At 55.1% G+C, this 21,541-nt stretch carries 13 protein-coding genes; 10 read left to right on the forward strand and 3 right to left on the reverse strand.

The window, feature by feature from the left end; all coding sequences use genetic code 11:
* Window positions 1-122: 122 nt before the first annotated feature.
* The 4 genes from HCU74_RS09495 (at window position 123) to HCU74_RS09510 (ending at window position 3,978) form a co-directional block, all read left to right on the forward strand.
* On the forward strand, window positions 123-1,310 hold the full coding sequence (locus HCU74_RS09495) for an acyl-CoA dehydrogenase family protein (protein ID WP_168450200.1): 1,188 nt from the start codon (window positions 123-125) through the stop codon (window positions 1,308-1,310).
* Window positions 1,311-1,339: 29 nt separating this feature from the next.
* Window positions 1,340-2,476 (forward strand): acyl-CoA dehydrogenase family protein, encoded by a 1,137-nt coding sequence (locus HCU74_RS09500; protein WP_168450201.1) that lies wholly within the window; start codon window positions 1,340-1,342, stop codon window positions 2,474-2,476.
* Between the two features lie 71 nt (window positions 2,477-2,547).
* Entirely contained in the window at window positions 2,548-2,976 is a 429-nt protein-coding gene (locus HCU74_RS09505; protein WP_168450202.1) for a hypothetical protein, read from the forward strand.
* Between the two features lie 15 nt (window positions 2,977-2,991).
* Complete coding sequence (locus HCU74_RS09510) at window positions 2,992-3,978, forward strand: alpha/beta fold hydrolase (protein WP_168450203.1); 987 nt, start codon at window positions 2,992-2,994, stop codon at window positions 3,976-3,978.
* A gap of 50 nt (window positions 3,979-4,028) precedes the next feature.
* On the opposite strand, the gene HCU74_RS09515 is transcribed toward HCU74_RS09510, so the two are convergent.
* Window positions 4,029-4,838 (reverse strand): acyl-CoA thioesterase, encoded by an 810-nt coding sequence (locus tag HCU74_RS09515; RefSeq protein WP_168450204.1) that lies wholly within the window; start codon window positions 4,836-4,838, stop codon window positions 4,029-4,031.
* Window positions 4,839-4,997: 159 nt separating this feature from the next.
* Here HCU74_RS09515 and HCU74_RS09520 point away from each other — a divergent pair, with 159 nt between their 5' ends.
* The 3 genes from HCU74_RS09520 (at window position 4,998) to HCU74_RS09530 (ending at window position 14,184) form a co-directional block, all read left to right on the forward strand.
* Window positions 4,998-6,146, forward strand: coding sequence for a DUF819 family protein (locus tag HCU74_RS09520; protein WP_168450205.1), 1,149 nt, complete (start codon window positions 4,998-5,000; stop codon window positions 6,144-6,146).
* A 392-nt stretch (window positions 6,147-6,538) separates the two neighbouring features.
* A complete protein-coding gene (locus HCU74_RS09525) occupies window positions 6,539-13,777 on the forward strand; it encodes an OmpA family protein (protein ID WP_168450206.1) in 7,239 nt (2,412 codons plus the stop codon).
* Window positions 13,778-13,830: 53 nt separating this feature from the next.
* Window positions 13,831-14,184 (forward strand): Hpt domain-containing protein, encoded by a 354-nt coding sequence (locus HCU74_RS09530; RefSeq protein WP_168450207.1) that lies wholly within the window; start codon window positions 13,831-13,833, stop codon window positions 14,182-14,184.
* A 125-nt stretch (window positions 14,185-14,309) separates the two neighbouring features.
* Here the strand turns inward: HCU74_RS09530 and HCU74_RS09535 are convergent, their stop codons facing one another.
* Window positions 14,310-16,262 (reverse strand): EAL domain-containing protein, encoded by a 1,953-nt coding sequence (locus tag HCU74_RS09535; protein ID WP_168450208.1) that lies wholly within the window; start codon window positions 16,260-16,262, stop codon window positions 14,310-14,312.
* A 466-nt stretch (window positions 16,263-16,728) separates the two neighbouring features.
* Between HCU74_RS09535 and HCU74_RS09540 the strand changes: the two genes are divergently transcribed.
* From HCU74_RS09540 to HCU74_RS09550, 3 genes are read left to right on the forward strand one after another with little or no spacing between them, the layout of a single operon-like run.
* Window positions 16,729-18,669, forward strand: coding sequence for a TonB-dependent receptor plug domain-containing protein (locus HCU74_RS09540; protein WP_168450209.1), 1,941 nt, complete (start codon window positions 16,729-16,731; stop codon window positions 18,667-18,669).
* Between the two features lie 2 nt (window positions 18,670-18,671).
* Window positions 18,672-19,214 (forward strand): TOL_0243 family YfiR-like periplasmic protein, encoded by a 543-nt coding sequence (locus HCU74_RS09545; RefSeq protein ID WP_168450210.1) that lies wholly within the window; start codon window positions 18,672-18,674, stop codon window positions 19,212-19,214.
* A gap of 25 nt (window positions 19,215-19,239) precedes the next feature.
* Window positions 19,240-20,805, forward strand: coding sequence for an ATP-binding protein (locus HCU74_RS09550; protein ID WP_168450211.1), 1,566 nt, complete (start codon window positions 19,240-19,242; stop codon window positions 20,803-20,805).
* An 18-nt stretch (window positions 20,806-20,823) separates the two neighbouring features.
* On the opposite strand, the gene HCU74_RS09555 is transcribed toward HCU74_RS09550, so the two are convergent.
* On the reverse strand, window positions 20,824-21,516 hold the full coding sequence (locus HCU74_RS09555; RefSeq protein ID WP_168450212.1) for a hypothetical protein: 693 nt from the start codon (window positions 21,514-21,516) through the stop codon (window positions 20,824-20,826).
* Window positions 21,517-21,541: the final 25 nt, after the last annotated feature.

Consider the following 21,541-nt stretch of genomic DNA (forward strand, 5'->3'; position numbering starts at 1 on the left):
AGGTGATGAGTGTATTTGTCAGCGGGGTGACAGCTTTTGCAATTGTTCGTTGTCGATGCAGGACTAAGATATTCCTGTGCCAGATGTCGCAATCAATTGGCGGCGCAACAGTGGAGACAGCAATGAAACTGGAATTTAATCCCCGGCAGGACGCCCTGCGGCGGGAACTGCGGGAATACTTTGCCGCCCTGATGACGCCGGAACTGGCGGCGGAATGCGATGAAAGCATGGGTGAGGGTGGTGGTCCCCTGTGGCGGGAAGCATTGCGGAAAATGGGACGCGACGGCTGGATTGGGGTGGGCTGGGCCAAAGAGCTGGGCGGTCGCGGCATGAGCCCCATCGAGCAGTTTATCTTCGTTGAGGAGATTATGCGGGCGGGTTACCCCTTTCCCTTCCTGACCACCGAGTCGGTGGGCCCGCAGTTGGCGGAACATGGAAACCCGTGGCAGAAGCAGGAGATCGTGCCCAAAATCCTCACGGGAGAGTGCTTGATTGCTATCGGCTACTCCGAGCCTGGTGCCGGTACCGACCTTGCTTCACTCAAAACCACCGCCGTGCGCGATGGGGATGACTGGGTGATTAACGGCCAGAAAATGTGGACGAGTCTGGCTCACTTTTCCGACTATGTCTGGCTGGCCTGCCGTACAGATCCCGAGGCAGCCAAACCCCACAAGGGCATTAGCATGTTTCTTGTGCCGACCAGCGATCCCGGCTGGTCCTGCACGCCGGTGGTGACTCTGGGCGGGGTGCGCACCAACGCGACCTTTTACGACAATATTCGCGTGCCGGATACCGCCCGGGTCGGCGAGGTGAACGCCGGATGGAAATTGATTACCAGCCAGCTGAATCGAGAGCGGCTGAGTTTGGTGAATTTTGGCCCCACCGCTGAACTGTTTAACCAGACGGTGCGCTGGGCCCAGAACACCCTGTCGGCTGAGGGGGCGCGGGTGATCGATCAGCCCTGGGTGCAAATAAATCTGGCCAAGGTGCGCGCCGGTGTCGAGGCGCTGAAACTGCTGTGCTACAAGCAGGCCTGGGCGATGACTGAAGGGCAATTGCAAATGGCAGATGCCTCGGCAGCCAAGGTTTATGGCTCGGAATTTTTTATCGAGGTGTATCGACTGTTGGGTGAAGTCATTGGACAAGCCTCATTGGTTCATCGTCACTCCGAAGGGGCTGAGCCAACCGCGTCGCGGCTGGAGCGTCTCTATCGCACTGCATCGATAATCACCTTTGGCGGCGGCACCAATGAAATACAGCGGGACATTATCTCCGCCGCCGGATTGTGGATGCCCCGGGCTTCACGTTAATCGCGACATATCATCAAGAGAATACGACGATGGATTTTGGACTTTCGGAACAACAGCGCGATGTGCGGGAACTCGCCGCCAGTATTCTGGGTGAGCAGGTCACGGCGGAAAAACTGGCGCGCTACGATCACTATCAGCAACCCCGCTTTGACCGTGAATTATGGGCCCAGCTCGCCGAGGCGGGTCTGCTGGGGGTGGCGGTTGACGAACAGTATGGCGGCATGGGTTTTGGCTTTTTTGAAGCGGCCCTGTTGGTGGAGGAGGCCGGTCGCACGATTGCACCGTTGCCGGTTATCAGTCATATGGTGTCGGCAATGCTGCCGCTGAGTAAATTTGGTAGCCCCGGGTTAAAGCAAGCATGGCTGCCCCAGGCAGTAAGAGGTGAGGTGCTGCTAAGTGCTGCACTGACCGAACCCGGCAATGAAAACCCATTGTCGCCAACCCGTTGCAAGGCGTCGATAGACGGGGAAAACCTCCTGCTGAACGGCGAAAAGCACGGTGTTCCCTTTGCCCAACAGTCAGACCGCATTCTGCTCGCAGCAGATTGTGAGGGTGAAAACGTCGTTGTGTTGCTCGATCCCAGGGCCTCAGGTGTAAGCTTGCACGCGATACAGGTGACCCATTACGAGCCCCAGTATCGCGTGGTGCTGGATGCCGTGCTTATTCCGCCCACAGATATTGTGGCCCGGGGAGCCGACGCTATTGAGTTGCTGCGCTACAGTAGCGAGTTGACCACCGTGGCCACGTGCGCCCACCAATTAGGGGCGGCGGATAAGGCGATGAGGATGACCGCGTCGTATACCGCTGAGCGCAAGCAGTTCGGGGTGCCAATCGCCACCTTTCAGGCGGTGGGGCACCGCGCGGCGAACTGCTTTATCGACGTTGAATGCCTGCGGTTAAATTGCTATCAAGCAATCAGCCTGCTCGACGCGGGCAAGGGAGCGTCGCTGGAAGTGGCGATAGCGAAAATCTGGGCGGGAGACGTTGGCCACCGGGTGAGCTACGCGGCCCAGCATCTCCATGGGGGCGCAGGTATCGATAGGGATTACCCACTGTGGCGCTATTGCACCTGGTTGCGTCATAACGAGCTTTTCCTCGGCGGCTCCGCCCGCCATTTAGCCGCTTTGGGCGAGAAAATCGCCGCGGGAGAGGGCTTTTGCGCGTGAATTGCTAATCCGAAGGGCAGTCTGGCGCAGGTGTGCTACGTTTATGGTGAGGCCCCTTCGAGGATATCGCTATGAACCGCCTGGTCGCCAACGCATCCGCTGTTGCCCTTGCAATGTCGTCATTCTCGCTATGTGTTGCTGCAGAGGATGGCGCTCAGCGCCGTTCCTGGCAAAGTGGCGTGATTCGCTCGGAAGCCGGCTACGTCGACAGCGAATCCGGCGCTCGGGTTGAGTCCATTGAAGCGACCGAAGCGGGTGACTACCGTGTGCTGGTGTCGCTGCCCCGCAGCGCCCGCCTTACTGAAATTGAGGAAGTCCGCGTCACCGCGCCGCGAATTCGTGATCAAAAACCCCTGCCCGCAGCCCGCTTTGAGTTCGTTAAAGACTATCACCATGACCGCCACGGCCTGTATATTTATGTGGGTCAGTACAAGGATCTTCCCTTTAGACTGTATTTCAAAGACCACAGTGCAGCGGAGATTCAAAATACTTCCCATTAATGGACAGCCGTATCGATGACAGATCTCACCACGGAGCAGTGCGCGACACCATCCAGCGATTCAACGACTGAAACCGGTAAGGAATCTTCACGCCAAAGTGGCACGGTGGTGGCCAATGGCATTGAGCTGTTTTACGAATCCTGGGGTAGGCCCGAGGATCCGGCCTTACTCCTGATTATGGGTCTTGGTACGCAAATGACCGGTTGGCCGGAAAATTTTTGCGCACAGTTGTGTGGTCATGGGTTTAGAGCTATTCGTTTTGATAATCGCGATATCGGCCTGTCGCAAAAAATGGACGGGCAGAAGGCGCCCAGCCCGGTGACCCAGGTGTTGGCGAAGTGCCGGCCCGGCAAGGCGCCGTTTGGCAGAGGCGTGCCCTACACCTTGTTTGATATGGCCAACGACACCCTGGGACTGCTGGATCAGTTGGGTATTCAAAAGGTACACGTAGTGGGTGCGTCAATGGGGGGGATGATCGCCCAGATCCTCAGCGCCCGTCATCCCGAGCGGGTCGCGAGTCTCACTTCAATTATGTCTGGCCCCAGTTGGTGGGGCACCCGTCCCCATGTGACGCGCCACCTGTTGCAACGGCCAGGGAGTAGCCATGAGGCACGCATCGCGCACTCAATTAAAACCTGGCAACTGATCGGCAGCCCTGGCTGGCCACAAAGTGAGGCCGAAATTCGGCGCAAGGTCGAGGCAAGTATGGCCCGCAGCGATTACCCGGCAGGTTACAGCCGACAATTGGCGGCAGTTATCGCGACCGGCGACCGACGTAAATTGCTACGTAGCATTGCTGTGCCAACACTGGTGATACACGGCGACAGCGATGTGATGATGCCGCTCTCCCGCGGACGGGCCACAGCTAAGCATATTCCCGGTGCGAAGTTGGAGGTAATTGCGGGTATGGGGCATAACTTTCCCGAGGCATTACACGGCATGATCGCGCAGTTGATTGCCGATCATGCGAGTGCAGCTATTCCTGTGCCGGAGCAATTCTAACGAAGTCGGGCCAGGGTGGAGTGCGGAGAGCGGATAAGCCCTCATACACCTTATTTTTCAAACACCGTCGCTACCTGACGACTGAATAGAGCGGGTCGGCCATCCGGCGTCCATACGGTGGCGTAGTTGTTGTAGTAACCGTCGCTGGCGGCCTGACAGCGGTAGTCCAGATACCACCAGCCTGCGGGGTCAACGTCGCCCATATCATCCACGGTGAGTGGAAATTCCAGATACCAGCTTAAAGAGCTGCCGACCCCGGGTGGCTTAATCATGTTGAGACCGGGCATTGGTGGTGCGTCTGCCAGGGCGATCAAGCCACATTCATCGATGGGTGTGGGTTCTTTAAAGCGAAGCCACATGGCAAAGTCACCGGACTCCGCGCCAGAAAAGGGTAGGCCTCCAGCGACCAACTGCATATCAAAGTGCTGGGTGAAGGCCGGTGTCACCCCTTCAATAAACGGCATTCGCATCCCTTTGTCGGCACCCTGTGCGGGCTGTAAGGACGGCCCCTTTACCGCAATGCGGGAGGTCCGTGCTTTGCCAAATGCGGCGCTGACGCTGGTCGCCACTTCGCCGTTGCACACCAGCTCACCCTGCATATGGGTCACTGACCCGCCGCTGCGGAGCTGGCGCAAAGCAATGTTGTGCTCGCCCTCCGGCGAGGGTCCGACAAAGCTGACTGACAGCGCGCGCAGCGCCCGTTCATCGGCCACTTGCTGGCGCATTGCGGCAACAACCAAGGCGGTACTCACGCCGCCAAAGGCGGTTCTACCCTGTAGCCAGCTGGAATCTATGCGGGCGTGGTAGCTGGTGTCCGTTTGGGCAATGACACTGCTGATGAGTTGTTGAAAGGCGCTCATGGCGTGGCTCCATCGAGTAGGGTTTAAATTCCGTCTCGCACTATAGCTCTATGTGTTCACTGATAACAATAAAGGCGTGCCGGATTTATTCATCGCTTGTTGAAATAATTGTCAGAATCTGTGATCTTAGCGTAAATAACTCAATAATAGTGACTTTCCATGACTGACTCCTTCATAGCGCCCACGGCGAGCTTTACGCTGCTTGTACTGATTTTTTCACTGGTGGCCTTTGGTCTGTGGCTGGAGCGTCGTCCACGGGTGGGACAGTTTGCAGTCTTGCTGATTATTCTGTTGCCGGCATTGCTGAGTTCGCTGGGGGTGTTGCCCCGCAGTGCGCCGGTATATGGCCTGGTGGCAATGGATTTTGTGCCGCTGGCGTTACCAATGCTGTTGTTTCAAGCGGATATGCGCAAAATCTGGCGAGAGTCGGGGAGGGTGTTGATCGCCTTTCTTGGTGCCGCGGGTGCGACCCTGCTCGGTTGTCTTATCGCCTTGCCCTGGGTGGAATTGGGTAGTCAGGAGGGGGTTTGGGCGGGGATACTAACCGCTGGGTTTATCGGTGGTAGTGTTAATGCCGGGGCTGTAGCTGTGGCGATGGATAAGGCGACTGATCCGATGATGGGCGTTGCCGTAGCAGCGGTATTCGCAGTAGCGGTGCCATTTTTGGCGCTGTTGCTGGCCTTGCCGGAGATGCCCCGCGCGTGGCGCTTGTTCAGTAACAGAGGCGAAGAGTGCAGTGGCAGCGTGCCGGTTGCGGTTGCTACACCGGTCCAAGCTCATCCTGAACAGGCTCAAATCAGTGCGCAAAGTCTCTGTGCGGCATTGGCGCTGAGCGGGGTGATTTGCGTTGTGAGTGGCGCGTTGGCGGAGTGGCTCAATTATCCGCCGCTGAAGTATTTGGCGATTACCCTGTTGAGTGTCGGCGTTGCCAGCCTGTTCCCTCGGCAGCTGCACCACCTGAACGGGCATTATGAACTGGGGCAGATTTTAATTTACTGCTTTTTTGCTGTGGTCGGCGTGCAGATCAACTTTGTTCTGGCGTACACCGCAGGGGCCCATATTATGGCCTTTACTGCGATACTGCTGAGCGTACATTTATTGGTGTTATCAATATTCGGCCGATTGCTAAAACTCTCGGGGCCGGAGCTACTGGTGGCCTCTAACGCCTGCATTCTCAGTGCGCCGACAGCCGCCGCGATGGCTGTTGCCAAAGGGTGGCGTTCGTTGATAACGCCAGCCTTGTTGTGTGGTGTTTTGGGCTATGCAATCGCGAATTTGGTCGGTATCGGTTTAGCAGAGCTGCTTTAGCAGCGGTTTTTAGCCGTTTTTCTTGGTATCACTTTGAGAAAACCTTCGCAAATTTGTAAAAAATATTTCGAATTATTAACGTGATAAAGTGCTTAGACAGCGTGTTTTAACTCAACACCGCGAATATACGACCGCCTTCTTTGCGACATTCCGTAATTATCTTCAGCGAACTCGCCGCTTGCTGTGGGGCTTTCGGCCAATTAGATAGCGTGTTTATCCTGAATCGACTTAAATCCGCTCGTCAATACCCCTTCTGCACTACCGCAGTGCGTGTTTTCCCGTATCTATTAAACTGTGTATTAAGGTCATTATAGGTCATTAACTTAGCGCTTCCGCGGCCAGGGCTTTCGGAAGCGTTAGCGTTTGCGGTGGGATCTAGGAAAGTGCTTGGTATGGAACGGAAAAAGGTTGTTCGAGAGCGAGTCACCACAGTGGTTATCTCGCTTTCTCTGATGGTGAGTGGGGGAGTTGGTTCAGAGCCGATCAGTGTTAACTTGAACCTGGGTGGCGGGGCCTTGGGCGTCGTGCCGATATTGCCCGGGGAAGACGTGACCGTGCAATTGTCGTCACCGCTTGAACTGGGTCTGATGCCCGAACAACTTAACCTGTCAATCGACCTGGATAGCCTTCCGGCGGATGGCGACTTGCTGCCTCTGGGCAACGGGTCTGCAGGTACGTCGCCCCTGGCGCCTCTGACCGCCCCGCTCGGGGAAGTTCTGGAACCCTGGGTAGATAGCATTGATCTGGGGCTGGATCCGCTTACCGACCCGGTAGACGATGTCGCGCTGGAACCATTGCTTGAGCTTGTTGCGCCAATTTCTGATCCCTTGCTTGACCTTGCTCAGCCGCTGCTGGATCCGGTCGATGGTGTGACTGCCGATCTCACCGGAGGCCGAATCAGTGACAGCCCGCGTAATACCGACCGCAATAAGCGGGACGGGAATGGCGTGGTGAATGACGCACTGGGCGGCAAAAATGAAAACCGCAACAGTGGCAAGGAGTCAGGAGAGCACTCGCCGCTGAAGCCGATAACGAAACCTCTCGGGAACGGCATTGCGCCATTGGTAGACGCGGTTGATACCCAGTTGGATCCACTGACCGACCCTGTTGATGACCAGCTCGTCGCACCGGTGCTGGATCTAGTGGCGCCGCTGACTGAGCCGGTACTGGCCGCGGCAGAACCCCTTACTGATCCTGTTGATGGCGTGGTAGCAGACCTTACCGGAGGAAGCCTCGAAGACGCACTTACCAATAGCGATGACAATACTGGCGACGGGAATGGTCTGGTTAATGACCTGTTGGGTGGAAAGCTCAACGACAATGGTAGAAACGGCAATAACGGCAAAAAACCTGAGCAGGGCGACCGCAGTAACAATGGCCGGCGCAATAACGACAAGGACAAAAACAAGAAGCGCGGCAAGGGTGATGATGGCGTTGAAGTATCCCCAATCGGGGTTGTCAGTCGGCCACTGGGCGCGTCCCTCGAGCCAATAGTCTCGGATTTGGACCGCGGACTTGATCCGCTCACCGACCCAATTGATGACAACTTGTTGGAGCCGGTGCTGGAAACGGCAGCGCCCGTGACGGAACCTGTGCTTGAGGTCATCGAACCGGTAACAGACCCGGTTGACGGACTGGTCGCCGACCTTACAGGCGGCAGCGTGGAAGATGCCTTAACCAATAGCGATGATGACACCGAAGATGGCAACGGCGTGGTCAACGACTTGCTCGGTGGCAAACTAAATGACAATGGTCGCAACGGTAATAACGGTAAAAAGCCCGAGAAGCAGGACAAACGTCCCGGAAACGAAGGCGACGGTGACGATTACTCCCCGATACACTCGGTAAGTCAGCCAATCGGCGACGGCATTGCACCGTTGGTTGATGGCCTGGATAGTGCGCTGGACCCCGTGACCGATCCGGTTGATGACCTGGTACTGGCGCAAATACTCGGACTCGCCGCGCCGGTAAGCGATCCGTTGCTCGCCGTTGCGCAACCGCTGACCAACCCGGTTGACGGGCTTACCCAAGACCTCACCGGTGGCAGCGTCGAAGACGCATTAACCAATGCAGATGACGATACTGAAGACGGTGACGGGGTTGTCAATGACTTGATCGGCGGCAAGCGCAATGACAATGGCCGTAACGGTAACAATGGCCGTCGGCCTGACCGGGGAGAAGATCAGGTTGAAGTCTCGCCGCTGTCGCCTGTTACCGGGCCGCTTGGGCAAACCCTTGCGCCTGTTGTCGCCGATCTTAACGAAGGGCTTGATCCAGTAACCGACCCGGTAGATGACCTGTTGTTGGCGGAAATTCTCGGCCTGACCAGCGTGGTGAGCGACCCGGCTCTGGCAGTGCTTGAACCGGTTACCAGTCCAATAGATGGTGTGACCGCCGATTTGACCGGCGGCAGTATTGAGGATGCACTGAGCAATGACGACGACAACACCGAGGACGGTGATGGTGTTATCAATGATCTGCTCGGTCGACAAGTAGAGGATCGTGACGGAAATGGCACAGACACTGCGCCCGATGATACGGAACAAGGCAATGAACATTCGCCAATAGCGTTTGTCAGCGAGCCTGTCGGAGAGGCGATATCGCCGTTAGTCTCCGCAGTGGATGCTACTGCAGACCCCGTTACCGATCTGATAGACGACGCATTGTTGGCGCCGGTATTGGACGCCGTGGCGCCGGTGACTGAGCCTGTATTGGCGGGCGCCGAACCGGTTACCAGCCCGGTTGATGGTCTGACAAACGACTTGACCGGGGGCAGTGTAGAGGATGCGCTGACCAATAGTGATGACGATATGGCAGATGGCGATGGCCTGATTAACGACTTGCTCGGAGGCAACGGCACAGATGCCAGCGACACAGATGCCAGCGACACACCTCAGCAATCTGTGGACGATGCAGACGGCGTCGAACAATCTCCCATAGCGGTCGTTAGCGAACCGCTGGGCGATACTCTTGCGCCGGTTATTGACGACCTTGATCGCGGTCTGGATCCGATCACCGATCCCGTTGACGACCTGCTGCTCGCCGAGCTGCTGGGTTTGACTGCGGTGGTTTCTGACCCGGTTTTGGCCGTTGTAGAACCGCTTACCAACCCGGTTGATGGACTTACAGCTGACTTGACCGCTGGTAGTGTTGAAGATGCCTTGACCAACGTTGATGACGACGAGCAAAACGGTGATGGCGTTATAAACGATCTGCTGGGTGGCGAGAATGAAAATACCGCCAGTGGTAGCGAGGCGGGTGAGCACTCGCCAGTGGAGTTTATCAGTGCGCCGGTGGGCGAGTCTTTGGCACCATTGGTGACAGCCGTAGATCAAGCTCTGGACCCTGTTACTGACCCGGTGGATGATCTTTTATTAGCGTCGATACTGGGCTTGACTGACCCGGTAGTGAGTCCGGTACTCGATCTGGCAGAGCCGCTCACCGACCCGGTAGATGGGCTGGTCGAAGACCTGACCGGTGGCAGCGTAGAAGATGCACTCAGTAATCACGACGATAACACCTCGAATGGCGACGGCGTGGTCAATGACCTGCTCGGCGGTAATGGTAGTGGCAACGACTCTGGAAACAGCCCTGGCAATGACAACGGCACAGGAAACGGCAGTGGCGGTAATGGTAGCCCGATAGGCCCTGTTACCGATGTGCTGGCTCCAGTCATAGAAGTTGTCGATACGACGTTGGATCCTGCGACAGACGTGGTTGACGATCAGGTGATTGCGCCGGTGCTGGATGTGTTGTCACCAGTAACAGAGCCCGTGCTGGATACCCTGGAGCCGGTGATTACGCCAGTAGATGAAGTGCTTGGCGATCTCGGTGCTGGCAGTGTCGGTGACGCCCTGAGCAACCTCGACGAAAATCCCACCGACGGCAACGGTCTGATCAATGACTTGTTGGGTGGACACGACAGCGATGCAGGTAATGGCTCTGGTGGTTCCGGTGAGGGCGGTGGTGATAACGCTAGCCCCCTGGATCAGATCACGGACGTGCTTGGTCCGGTTATCGAAGTTGTTGATGCCGCACTTGACGCGGTAACGGATGTGGTGGCTGACCTGTTTGGTGGTAATGACGACGGTAGTGGCAATGAAAATAACAGCGGCGATGGGTCCGGTGAAACCGGCGGTGATAACGCCAATCCCTTAAGCCCGATCTCAGACGGACTTGCTCCAGTCATCGAAGTTGTCGATACGACGCTTGACCCTGTGACTGATGTGGTCGACGACCAGGTAATTGCTCCAGTACTGGATGTGTTGTCACCTGTTACAGAGCCTGTGCTGGACGCCTTGGAACCGGTGATTACGCCAGTAGATGAAGTGCTTGGTGATCTCGGTGCTGGCAGTGTCGGTGATGCGCTGAGCAACCTCGACGAAAATCCCACCGACGGCAATGGTCTGGTTAATGACCTGCTGGGCGGTAACGATGGCGATGCTGGTAATGGCTCTGGTGGTTCCGGTGAGGGCGGAGGTGATAACGCTAGCCCCCTGGATCAGATCACGGACGTGCTTGGTCCGGTTATCGAAGTTGTTGATGCCGCACTTGACGCGGTAACGGATGTGGTGGCTGACCTGTTTGGTGGTAATGACGACGGCAGCGGAAATGGAACTGGCAATAGCAGCGGTGATGGGTCTGGTGAAACAGGCGGTGATAACGCGAGCCCCTTAAGCCCGATTACAGATGTCCTGACGCCAGTGATTGAGGCTGTAGATACGACGCTTGATCCTGTGACGGATGTGGTTGATGACCAGGTAGTTGCGCCGGTGCTGGATGTTGTTTCGCCAGTAACCGAACCAGTATTGGACGCCTTGGAACCGGTGATTACGCCAGTAGATGAGGTACTGGGTGATCTCGGTGCTGGCAGCGTTGGTGATGCGCTGAGCAACCTCGACGAAAACCCCACCGATGGCAATGGTCTGGTTAATGACCTGCTGGGCGGAAGCGGCAGTGATACTGGTAATAGCTCCGGTGGCTCGGGTGATACCGGTGGCGACAACGGTAGCCCATTAGGCCCGATTACTGATGGACTTGCTCCAGTCATCGAAGTTGTCGATACCACACTGGATCCGGTGACGGATGTGGTTGACGACCAGGTAATCGCTCCAGTGCTGGATGTTGTTTCGCCCGTAACTGAACCAGTATTGGACGCTCTTGAACCGGTGATTACACCAGTAGATAACGTGCTTGGCGATCTCGGTGCTGGCAGTGTCGGTGATGCGCTGAGCAACCTCGACGAAAACCCCACCGACGGCAACGGTCTGATCAATGACTTGTTGGGTGGCAACGGCAGCGATGCTGGTAATGGCTCTGGTGGTTCCGGTGATACCGGTGGTGATAACGCTAGCCCCCTGGATCAGATCACGGACGTGCTTGGTCCGGTTATCGAAGTTGTTGATGCCGCACTTGACGCGGTAACGGATGTGGTGGCTGACCTGTTTGGTGGTAATGACGACGGCAGTGGCAATGAAAATGACAATAACAGCGGCGATGGGTCCGGTGAAACCGGCGGTGATAACGCCAATCCCTTAAGCCCGATCTCAGACGGACTTGCTCCAGTCATCGAAGTTGTCGATACCACGCTGGATCCGGTGACGGATGTGGTTGATGACCAGGTAATTGCGCCGGTGCTGGATGTTTTGTCACCAGTAACGGAGCCGGTGCTGGACGCCTTGGAGCCGGTGATTACGCCAGTAGATGAGGTGCTGGGCGATCTCGGTGCTGGCAGCGTTGGTGATGCGCTGAGCAACCTCGACGAAAATCCCACCGACGGCAATGGTCTGGTTAATGACCTGCTGGGCGGCAACGGCAGCGATGCTGGTAATGGATCTGGTGGCTCGGGTGATACCGGTGGCGACAACGGTAGCCCATTAGGCCCAGTTACCGATGTGCTGGCTCCAGTCATAGAAGTTGTCGATACGACGTTGGATCCGGTGACGGATGTGGTTGATGACCAGGTGATTGCGCCAGTGCTGGATGTAGTTTCACCTGTTACAGAACCCGTGCTGGATGCTCTTGAACCGGTGATTACACCAGTAGATGAGGTGCTTGGCGATCTCGGTGCTGGCAGTGTCGGTGATGCGCTGAGCAACCTCGACGAAAATCCCACCGACGGCAATGGTCTGGTTAATGACCTGCTGGGCGGTAACGATGGCGATGCTGGTAATGGCTCTGGTGGTTCCGGTGAGGGCGGTGGTGATAACGCTAGCCCCCTGGATCAGATCACGGACGTGCTTAGTCCGGTTATCGAAATTGTTGATACCACACTGGATCCGGTGACTGACGTGGTTGACGACCAGTTGATTGCACCAGTGCTGGATGTTGTTTCGCCAGTAACCGAACCAGTATTGGACGCCTTGGAACCGGTGATTACACCAGTAGATGAGGTACTGGGCGATCTCGGTGCGGGCAGTGTCGGTGATGCGCTGAGCAACCTCGACGAAAACCCCACCGATGGCAATGGTCTTGTCAATGATCTGCTGGGCGGCAACGGTAATGATAGTGGAGATGGCTCAGGAAATGGCAATAGCTCCGGCGGGGGTAGCGAGAACCCCGGTGCAGGGGATGATGCACTGGCCATCGTTACTGATCCATTGGAAAGTCCCGATCAACTAGCCGAAGGGGGAACGTTCCAGGATGCCGTTGATAGTATTGTGGATGCGATCACTGACGCGGTTGCCGATCTGCTGGAGGCTGTGGACGCGGTTGTCGAAAATATCACCAATGTGCTGTCTCCAACGGACAGTGGTGATGGTTCCGGTGAGGAAGAGAATCTGGATGGCGGCACTGTGGGAGACGACAACCCGAGCGACGACGCTACGCCAGCCCTGATCGAAGGTGATACTCCAGTAGTCTCTGATAGTGGGTCTGGCGCAGTGAGCGATGGTGCGGACGGAAATGCCGATTCGCCAATCGGTGGGGGCGGCGACGGTGACACAGTTTCCGAGGGAAGCGGTTCGTCTGAACCACAGACTTCAGGTAGTGTTGCCGGCGGCAGCGCAGATCAAAGTGCTTCTCTGCCAGTCAACGACCAATCCCCGGCTGACTTCGGTGGTATGGACGCTGGCTCCGGCTTTAACAGTGGGAGTAATACTGGTGGCGAGAATGAGCTTGCTGTGCGGCCGGAGTATGAGGCTACAACACGGATGGGAGCTGGCAGTTGCGTAGATAGCGACGGGGACGGAGTTTGCGATAGTCGTGACGCCTGTCCAGATACGCCGCGTAATGTGGTGGTCTTCGAGCATGGCTGCCACCTTGAGAAGGGTATGACACTGAACCTCGAAGGGGTACATTTTGAAAACAACAGCGCTACACTGTTGGCTGGGTCGGAGATTACACTGGATATGGCGGTGTATGCCCTTAACAATACCCGGGTTCAAAAAGTAGAGGTTGCAGGGCATACCAGTTCGGTCGGTCGCGCGGACCACAATCTGCGCTTGTCACAGCAACGCGCCGAAACAGTGCTGTCGTACCTTGTTGCCAGGGGCGTTGCCCCCGAACGTTTGGAGGCACGGGGGTATGGCGAAGAATCGCCTATTGCCGACAATGCCACTCCAGAGGGCCAGTACTTGAATCGCCGTGTAGAGCTAAGGGTCTTGCAGGGCGACTTGCGGGTCGTTGAATAAAGGCTGCCAGGGAAGGAGAGGCCTCATTACAGTAATTGGAAGGATGGGATCGTATGAGTGATGAGTCCTTCGAAGAATTCAGCGCCGCATTGACGTCGGCAACGGAAGATCTCGGTGATGGTGAGGCGGTGCTTGGTGTATTTAAAATGTTAGCTGAGCGCCTTCCCGGTCGTTTGAATGAACTTCAGAACGCGAGCGACGCTGGAAATTTTAATTTAATGGCCGAAATAGCGCATAAAGAAAAGGGAGCGTGCCAATGCCTGAAGCTCGACGATATGGCGGCTGATTTTGCTGTTGTCGAGGATAGCGGAAAACAGCAGCAGTGCGCAGAGCGAGGCTTGCTTGAAAGGTTGCACCGAAAGGGCGAGCGTCTATTGGTTTACTTGGCATCTGTAATGCCTGGCTAATCGACCGCTTTGGCGAATGACCTTTCGATAGAGTATTTTTTAAAAGTGTCGTTCCAACAACATTTTAATGCTGAAAAATAACCAGAGCGGTGAGGCGTGGCTCTTCTGTTCTCTGTGCATTATTACTAATTCGGCGGGCGATTGACGCGCACTTTAACTTCCGTGGTGGTGAGTTGTTCTTTCATTTGCGCCAGGCGATTAATGAAACGTTGATTCAGAGTGGTGTCTCGAGAGAGCAGAATTGCGCCACGACTTGTCAGCACATCAGATAGCAGTATCATGCCCGGACGCAGTTCACTCAGCGCAAGGCTCATTATTACCCCCGTATTGCTTGGGACAGGGCGCTTGGTTTCCTCACTACTGATGCGCGCCATTTCGTCCAAACACGTCGGCACAGCGCGATAGCTGTCTACGCTGTCCAGCTCAATATCCATCTCGGCGAGTGCTTGCATAATAGTTCGCAGCGTAATTTCAGGATTCAAGGGTTTTACTATGAATCCATTTACGTCCAGCTGCAGTGCCGCTTTCAGTTCGTAGCCGTTTGATGCGGCGGTGACGAGTATTACGGGCAATAATCTGGTTGCACGGCTATCGCCCACGCGGATTTTTTTTAGTACTTCGAGGCCGCTTTCACCGGATATATTGTGGTCGGTTATCAGCAAATCGATGGCCTCCGACGCTAATAATTTCAGCGCCGAAGCACTGTCAACACCACGATGAATATTGTCAAAGCCGAGATTATTCAGCATGCGCTGCATCGTCATCAAAGACGATTTGTCGCTATCGACAATTAGAATATTCTTTCCAGCTATAGAAGCGGGCAATTCCGCTATGGCTTCGGCAGCTTCAATTTGTTTGCGCTTCGTTGCCGAATCGATTGTCCTCCGATAGTCCTCATTCCATTGCTTTAGCCATGTCAAAGTTTCGTTCATCGGCATCGGCTTGGCAAAATAGTAGCCTTGGGCAAGCTCGCAACCGATAGATTTTACATAATTGAAATCCTGTAGTGTCTCTACGCCGCCAGCGACTGAGGTAACACCCAGGCCCCTGGTGATTTCAACTGTTGGCTTGAGAATGGCCTGCAACCTGGGTTGGTGGGCCGCGCCATTGATGAGGCTTCTATCAATCTTGATTTCGCTGTAGGGCACCCGCGAAAGCTCTTGCAGGGAAGAATTGGCGGCGCCGAAATCGTCGATAGACAGGCCGACTCCATTAACACGCAGTCGGTTCAGTGATTCCAGACAGCGACTGGTGTCTGTCATAGCAAGGTTTTCAGTGACTTCTATGGTCAAGCGGTTAAGTGGAAAATTATATTTCGCCGCCAGGGCGAAAAGTTCGGCGCAATAGTGTGTGTCGGCCAGTGACGAATGGCTGGCATTAAAGCTCAAGGACAGATGCTGGCCGACCTCGCCCCAGGACAGCAAGCGCTGCATAGCCTGGGATAAAATTGACCAGGTCATTTTGGTCATTAGCTTCAGTGACTCCGTCGCCTCGATAAAAATAGCGGGAGGGCGAATGCCGTGCTGGGGATGGGCGTAGCGGGCAAGAATCTCAAAGCCGTTGACCTGCATGGTGCCAAGATCAATTTTTGGCTGAAAAAAGGGTATAAAATAATGATGTTCTAATCCGAACTCGATTTCTTCTCGAGTGATCGAAGTAAGATCAGAAGGTGAAGCAGAAGGTTCGCCCCGCTGATATTTCTTTAACATTGCGCGCAGCTGAATCGCCGTCGCCGGCTTTTGCACCGCGCCGAGAAATTCCAGCCCATGGCTCCTTACCAACTCCCCGACCCCTAGCAGGATGGGATAGGCCTGTGCGCTGACGATAATAATGGCGGGAGAGGCGTGGGCTTCTGCGATGAGCCGGACCAATTCCATACCGTCAACGCCTGGCATACTCAGGTCGAGCACAAGCACATCAATGACGGAGTCGGATTTGTTCAGTACAGAAATTGCTTCTGGCCCGGAGTTAGCCAGTAAAACGTTTGATACTCCTATGACCTCGAGCATCTGTTTGAGAACTTGATGTTGTACCTCGTCGTCGTCGACGACTAATACCGTAATATTATAGTCGTTCATCCTTGCTCTCTGAATGGTGATCCCGAGCCTTCCCGAACTTCTGTGGTAACGACTTCCCTCTGACCAGTTAATTTTGGTGGCTGCGTCAAGCGAGCCGTTTTCGCGCTGTCACAGGGATACATTGCGCCATCAGCCTAGTGAAGAAAGCGTAGTTGGGTAGTAGCGGAGGGTTGGCGCCGCGTCCATCACTCATATCTGTGCGCTCGAGCCATATGTTGGATGTTCTTTGAATCTAGTCTCGGCGCTAAGGGTTGTCAAATTGGTGGCGTTTTGCGTTGCATATTTAAATCAATAAGATAGCGCAATCTTTTACGATGCCACTCAATCATTTATGTCACAAACTGCCCTGTGACGAAGTGTAGGTAAATTCGTCTATGGCGATTGTAGTGGACTACCGCTAAGGTAGGCATAATGCGGGGTAGTAATGCCTCTAAAATAATTTAGAAACAAATGGAAACCCCTTGTCATGCTGACAGCTCACCCCCGAATATTCCGGTCTTCTGGTCGTACAGCGGCTCTTGTGCTCACACTCTGTGTGCCATCGAGTTTTGCCTTCGGCACTTCGCTTGGTCAAATCGCGGCCCTTGATTCCCTCACCGAAATGAACCTTGAAGACCTGATGAATATCAAGGTTGTATCGGTGTCGCGCAGGTCAGAGTCGCTTCAGGACACCGCTGCGGCGGTGTATGTGCTCGACGGCGACGCAATTAGGCGGAGCGGGGTAAGAAGTATTCCGGAAGCCCTGCGTTTGATCCCCGGGCTGCAGGTCGCGAGAATCGACTCCAATAGCTGGGCGGTCAGTGCTCGGGGGTTTAACGGAACCGTTGCCGATAAACTGGAAGTGCTAATGGATGGCCGAAGCCTGTATACGCCGCTTTATTCCGGAGTTGTATGGGGAGTGCAGGATACTTTGCTCCATGATATTGAGCGGATAGAAGTGATTCGTGGCCCCGGTGCTGCCTTGTGGGGGGCTAATGCGGTGAATGGTGTGGTGAATATTGTTACCCGCTCTTCCGCTGATACCCAGGGCGGTGTGCAAACCGTGGGAGCGGGGGGGGAGCATAATGCTTATGCATCCTGGCGGTATGGTTCAACCTTGAGTGACAAGGGCTATTACCGCGTATATGGCCAAACTCAAAGCCGACGCGAGCAGGGCCGTGTGAGTGGTGGCGCTAACGACGACCCATGGGAACGCAGTCAAATTGGTGGTCGGGTTGATCTAACCGCTGATGATCGCAATCGTATTACCGTACAGGGCGATGCCTATCGCGGTGCAGTTTATTCGCCTGCAGTCGGGGAGAATGAGACCTTCAGTGGCGAGAACATGATCCTTCGCTGGACGCGGCAGCATGGGGGTGAGTCCGATACTTCGGTGCATTTGATCTACGACCACAGCAAGTTTGATGACAAGGCCACATATTACGAAAACCGGAAAAGCGTCGATTTTGAACTTAAACACAGTTTCAGTGTGTTTGAACATCATCACATGGTCGCGGGGGGCGGCTATAAATATTCCTCCGACTCCCTGGGAAGTTACGATATCTCGGTATTGGGGTTTGTGCCGCAAAATCGCGACGACGAAGCCTTTGACCTTTTTGCTCAGGATCAAATCGATTTTTTCGACGATAAGCTAAGGTTAACGGTCGGTGCCAAATGGGAGCGGAATGGCTATAGCGGGGACGAGTTTCAGCCTAGCTTGAGGCTGCGCTACCGCCTGCGCGACGACCAAAGCGTGTGGGCGGCAGCATCGCGGGCGGTGCGGATTCCCAATCGTCTGGATCAGGATGTCACCGCGGCGGGTGGGGCTTTTCAGGGTAACAAAACCTTCAGACCTGAAATTGTCCGAGCGATGGAGCTTGGTTACCGGGGGCGCCTTGCCGCTACATGGTCGGTCGACCTGGCGACTTTTTACAATGAGTACGAACAACTGCGGGGATTGAGTGATGATTTCTCCGCACCTCAAAGTTTGCCAGTATTCATCAGCAATGAGGGTGAAGGGAATAGCCACGGTGCGGAGCTGACGGTGCGGTGGACGCCGGTGCCCACGCTGAATATTCAAGCCGGGTATCAGTATCTGGATCTGGATATTGCCGCCGTCAAGGGCAGCCGCGATCAGAGTATCGCCGACAACGATGCCAACGATGCGCAGAACCAGTTTCAGATACAGGCCGACTGGGATGTCAATGACCGCGTGAGCGTGTTTATGAGCACTCGCTGGGTGGATGATTTGCCGGATCAGCAAGTCGATGACTACTATGTCGTCGATATCAATCTGCGCTGGCTGTATAGTCACCACATTGAGTTATCTGTGCGGGGCAGCAGTATCAACGACAGTAGTCACAGTGAGTTTGGCGGCGGGGCGGAAATTCAGCGCAGTATCCACGGCCAGATCGAGTGGACATTTTAACGATGCCTGATAAAAAACGCACCAGACTGTCGTTGCTGGCTGGAGTGTTGCTGCTGTGCTGCGCTCCGGCGCTCTATGCGCAGAATTTGCAAGATCGAGTCAAGGCGGCTTTCGTCTTTAACTTTGCCAAGTTTGTGGCGTGGCCTAAAACCAGTTTTGTCGATGAGCGGAGCAAGCTTCAGTTTTGTCTTCTGGCCAACCAGGAGTTCTCGCGTGCCGTTGCACTGGCGATAGAGGATGCCTCGATAGATGGCCGAAAACTGGAAAGTCGCACAATGCGGCGCAGCGAAGACCTGGAGGGTTGCCATGTCGCTTTTATCGATGATGAGCGGGCAAATGCGACGGAGTGGCTGATAGCCATCAAAGGGCGATCCATTCTCAGCGTCTCCGACGCTGAAGACTTTATCCAAAACGGCGGTATTATTCAGTTCGTACTGGTCGACGATAAACTCCGGTTTGAAATTCATCAAGGGCGTGCGTTGGATTCCGGTCTTGTGGTCAGCTCCAGGTTGTTGCAGCTGGCAAAAACTGTCCATAGGGACTAACAGCAAAGGCACTTTAAGGCTCTCAATGGCAATTCGCGATTTACCGATCAAAACCAAGCTGTTTGTGTCGATTACCGGCACGGTTGCGGTGTTGCTGCTGGTGACGGAAGTATTTTTTGCCGTGTACAACTGGTTTAACTATCGCGATACCCTGGCCAAAAACCTGGTTGCGGTAAACGAGGTGTTTGGCTTGAATACGGCGGCGGCGCTCAGTTTTAACGATGCCGATGCCGCCTCCGAAGCGCTGTCGTCACTGCGGGCGATGCAGGAGGTGTTAAAAGCCTGTGTATACACCCGCAATGGCGATAGCCACGTGCTTTTCGCGCATTACTATCGCGATAGCAATGTCACTCCGTGTCCTCCCCGGCCACAGGAAGGGCGGCATATGGGGACGGACAGGATTGCCCAGTGGCGGGATATCTCGCTGGACGACGAGCGGCTGGGAGGCTTGTACCTCGAACGGGAACTGACTGACCTGTGGGCGACAACGCGCTTTGATGCCCTGGTGATGCTGATCGCCACGGTGATCAGTCTGGTCTTGGCGGTGATGATCTCGACGTGGATTCTTGCGATTATCGGCGCGCCGATTGTCGCGCTGTTGAACACCGTGAGAAATGTGTCATCTACCGGTGATTACTCCCACCGTGCGGAGCGTCATGGCGACGATGAAATTGGCGAACTTATCACCAATTTTAATGAAATGTTGCGGCAGATTGAACTGCGAGACGACAGCCTGGCGAGTGCTCAGGAAGAGTTGAATATGCGGGTTCAGCAGGCGGACCTGGCAAATATCGAGTTGCGGAAAGTGGTGGAAAACCTCAACGCCACCCGTAAGCAGTTGGTCGATACCGAAAAAATGGCGTCTCTGGGTGGTCTGGTGGCGGGGGTAGCTCATGAGATCAATACGCCCGTTGGGGTCAGTGTCACCGCTGCGTCTACCCTGCATTCGGTCACCAGGACCACCGATCAGCGCTACGCGGAAGGCAAGCTGACGAACAGCGATTTGCAGAACTATTTTACGCACTGCAAGGAAAGCTCTGACATTATTCTGGCAAACCTCCAGCGGGCGGCAGATTTGATTCAAAGTTTTAAGCAAGTTGCGGTGGATCAAACAAATTTCGAGCGTCGGCAATTCAATGTCAAAAAATATCTCGAAGATACCTTGCTAAGCCTTAACCCAAACATACGCCAGACCAAGGTCAGTGTGAACGTCAGCTGCGATGAGGACATCGAGATTAACTCGGTGCCCGGGGCGATTTCGCAGATCTTCACCAACCTGTTAATGAACTCCATGATCCACGGCTACAACAAGGACGAGAAGGGGACGATTTCGATCGCGGTCAGTCGTGTCGACGCAGAGGGCATGGTAAAAATCAGCTACCGGGACGACGGCTGCGGTATGAGCGAAGATATTCGCGATCGCATATTTGAACCGTTTTTTACCACCAAGCGCGGCAGTGGCGGCAGCGGCCTGGGGATGCATATTGTGTTCAATCTCGTGACCCAGCGTTTGAAGGGTACTGTCGAGGTAAACAGCGCGCCCGGGCAGGGCACAGAGGTATTGCTGACCCTGCCAGCTCAGCTGCCGTAGCGGCGATGCTACCAGTATCTAAAACTGGTAGTTGAGAGAAATCAGCGCCAAGGGTAGAAAGCGATAGTCCTCCAGCTCGTTCTTGACTTCTTTTTGCTCGTCCTTGATGCCCTGACGACATTGCTCATTGTCGTTGCAGGTTCCCGTAGAGCGCATCTTAACGTCGGCGTCGCCCACGTAAGCGATACCCAGGTCGGCACTGAAATTAAACCCCCCGCGATTGTTATAACCCCAACCAAGGCCTATGTAAGGGCTGAGCGGATCGAAGCTGATGTTCGTGATAACGTCGCCGAGCACCGCTGAGGAGAAACGGCTGTTACCGAATTCGCAATTTGTGGTGTTGGGGATCGGCGAGTTCTCCTCACAGCGGGTCACAATACGAGCCTTGGTATTGTTGATGACGGTGCCGGCGGTAAGGCGAAAGACTTTGCCGCGGGGGTGCCAATCGGCAAAGAGATAGGCGTTGCGGAACTCAATATTGGCATCGTAGGTGAGCTCGTCGCCCTCAATGCCATTGTTGTCCTCGCCGCTGAAGTCGATATCAATGTCGCCGACCAAGCCCCCAAGACGGGCGCTCCAATAGTCAGAGAACCCGTAAGACACCTCCAGACCTGCACCGACGGTCGACGCAGTGACACCGATGCCAACATCAGCGTAGCTATTGTGGCTTATCAATAATGCCGCGGTGAGCAGGCTGAGGTGTTTTTTCATTCTGTGTTCCTTATTTGACGTCGCT

This window comes from Spongiibacter thalassae (assembly GCF_012272835.1).
Lineage (GTDB): Bacteria > Pseudomonadota > Gammaproteobacteria > Pseudomonadales > Spongiibacteraceae > Spongiibacter > Spongiibacter thalassae.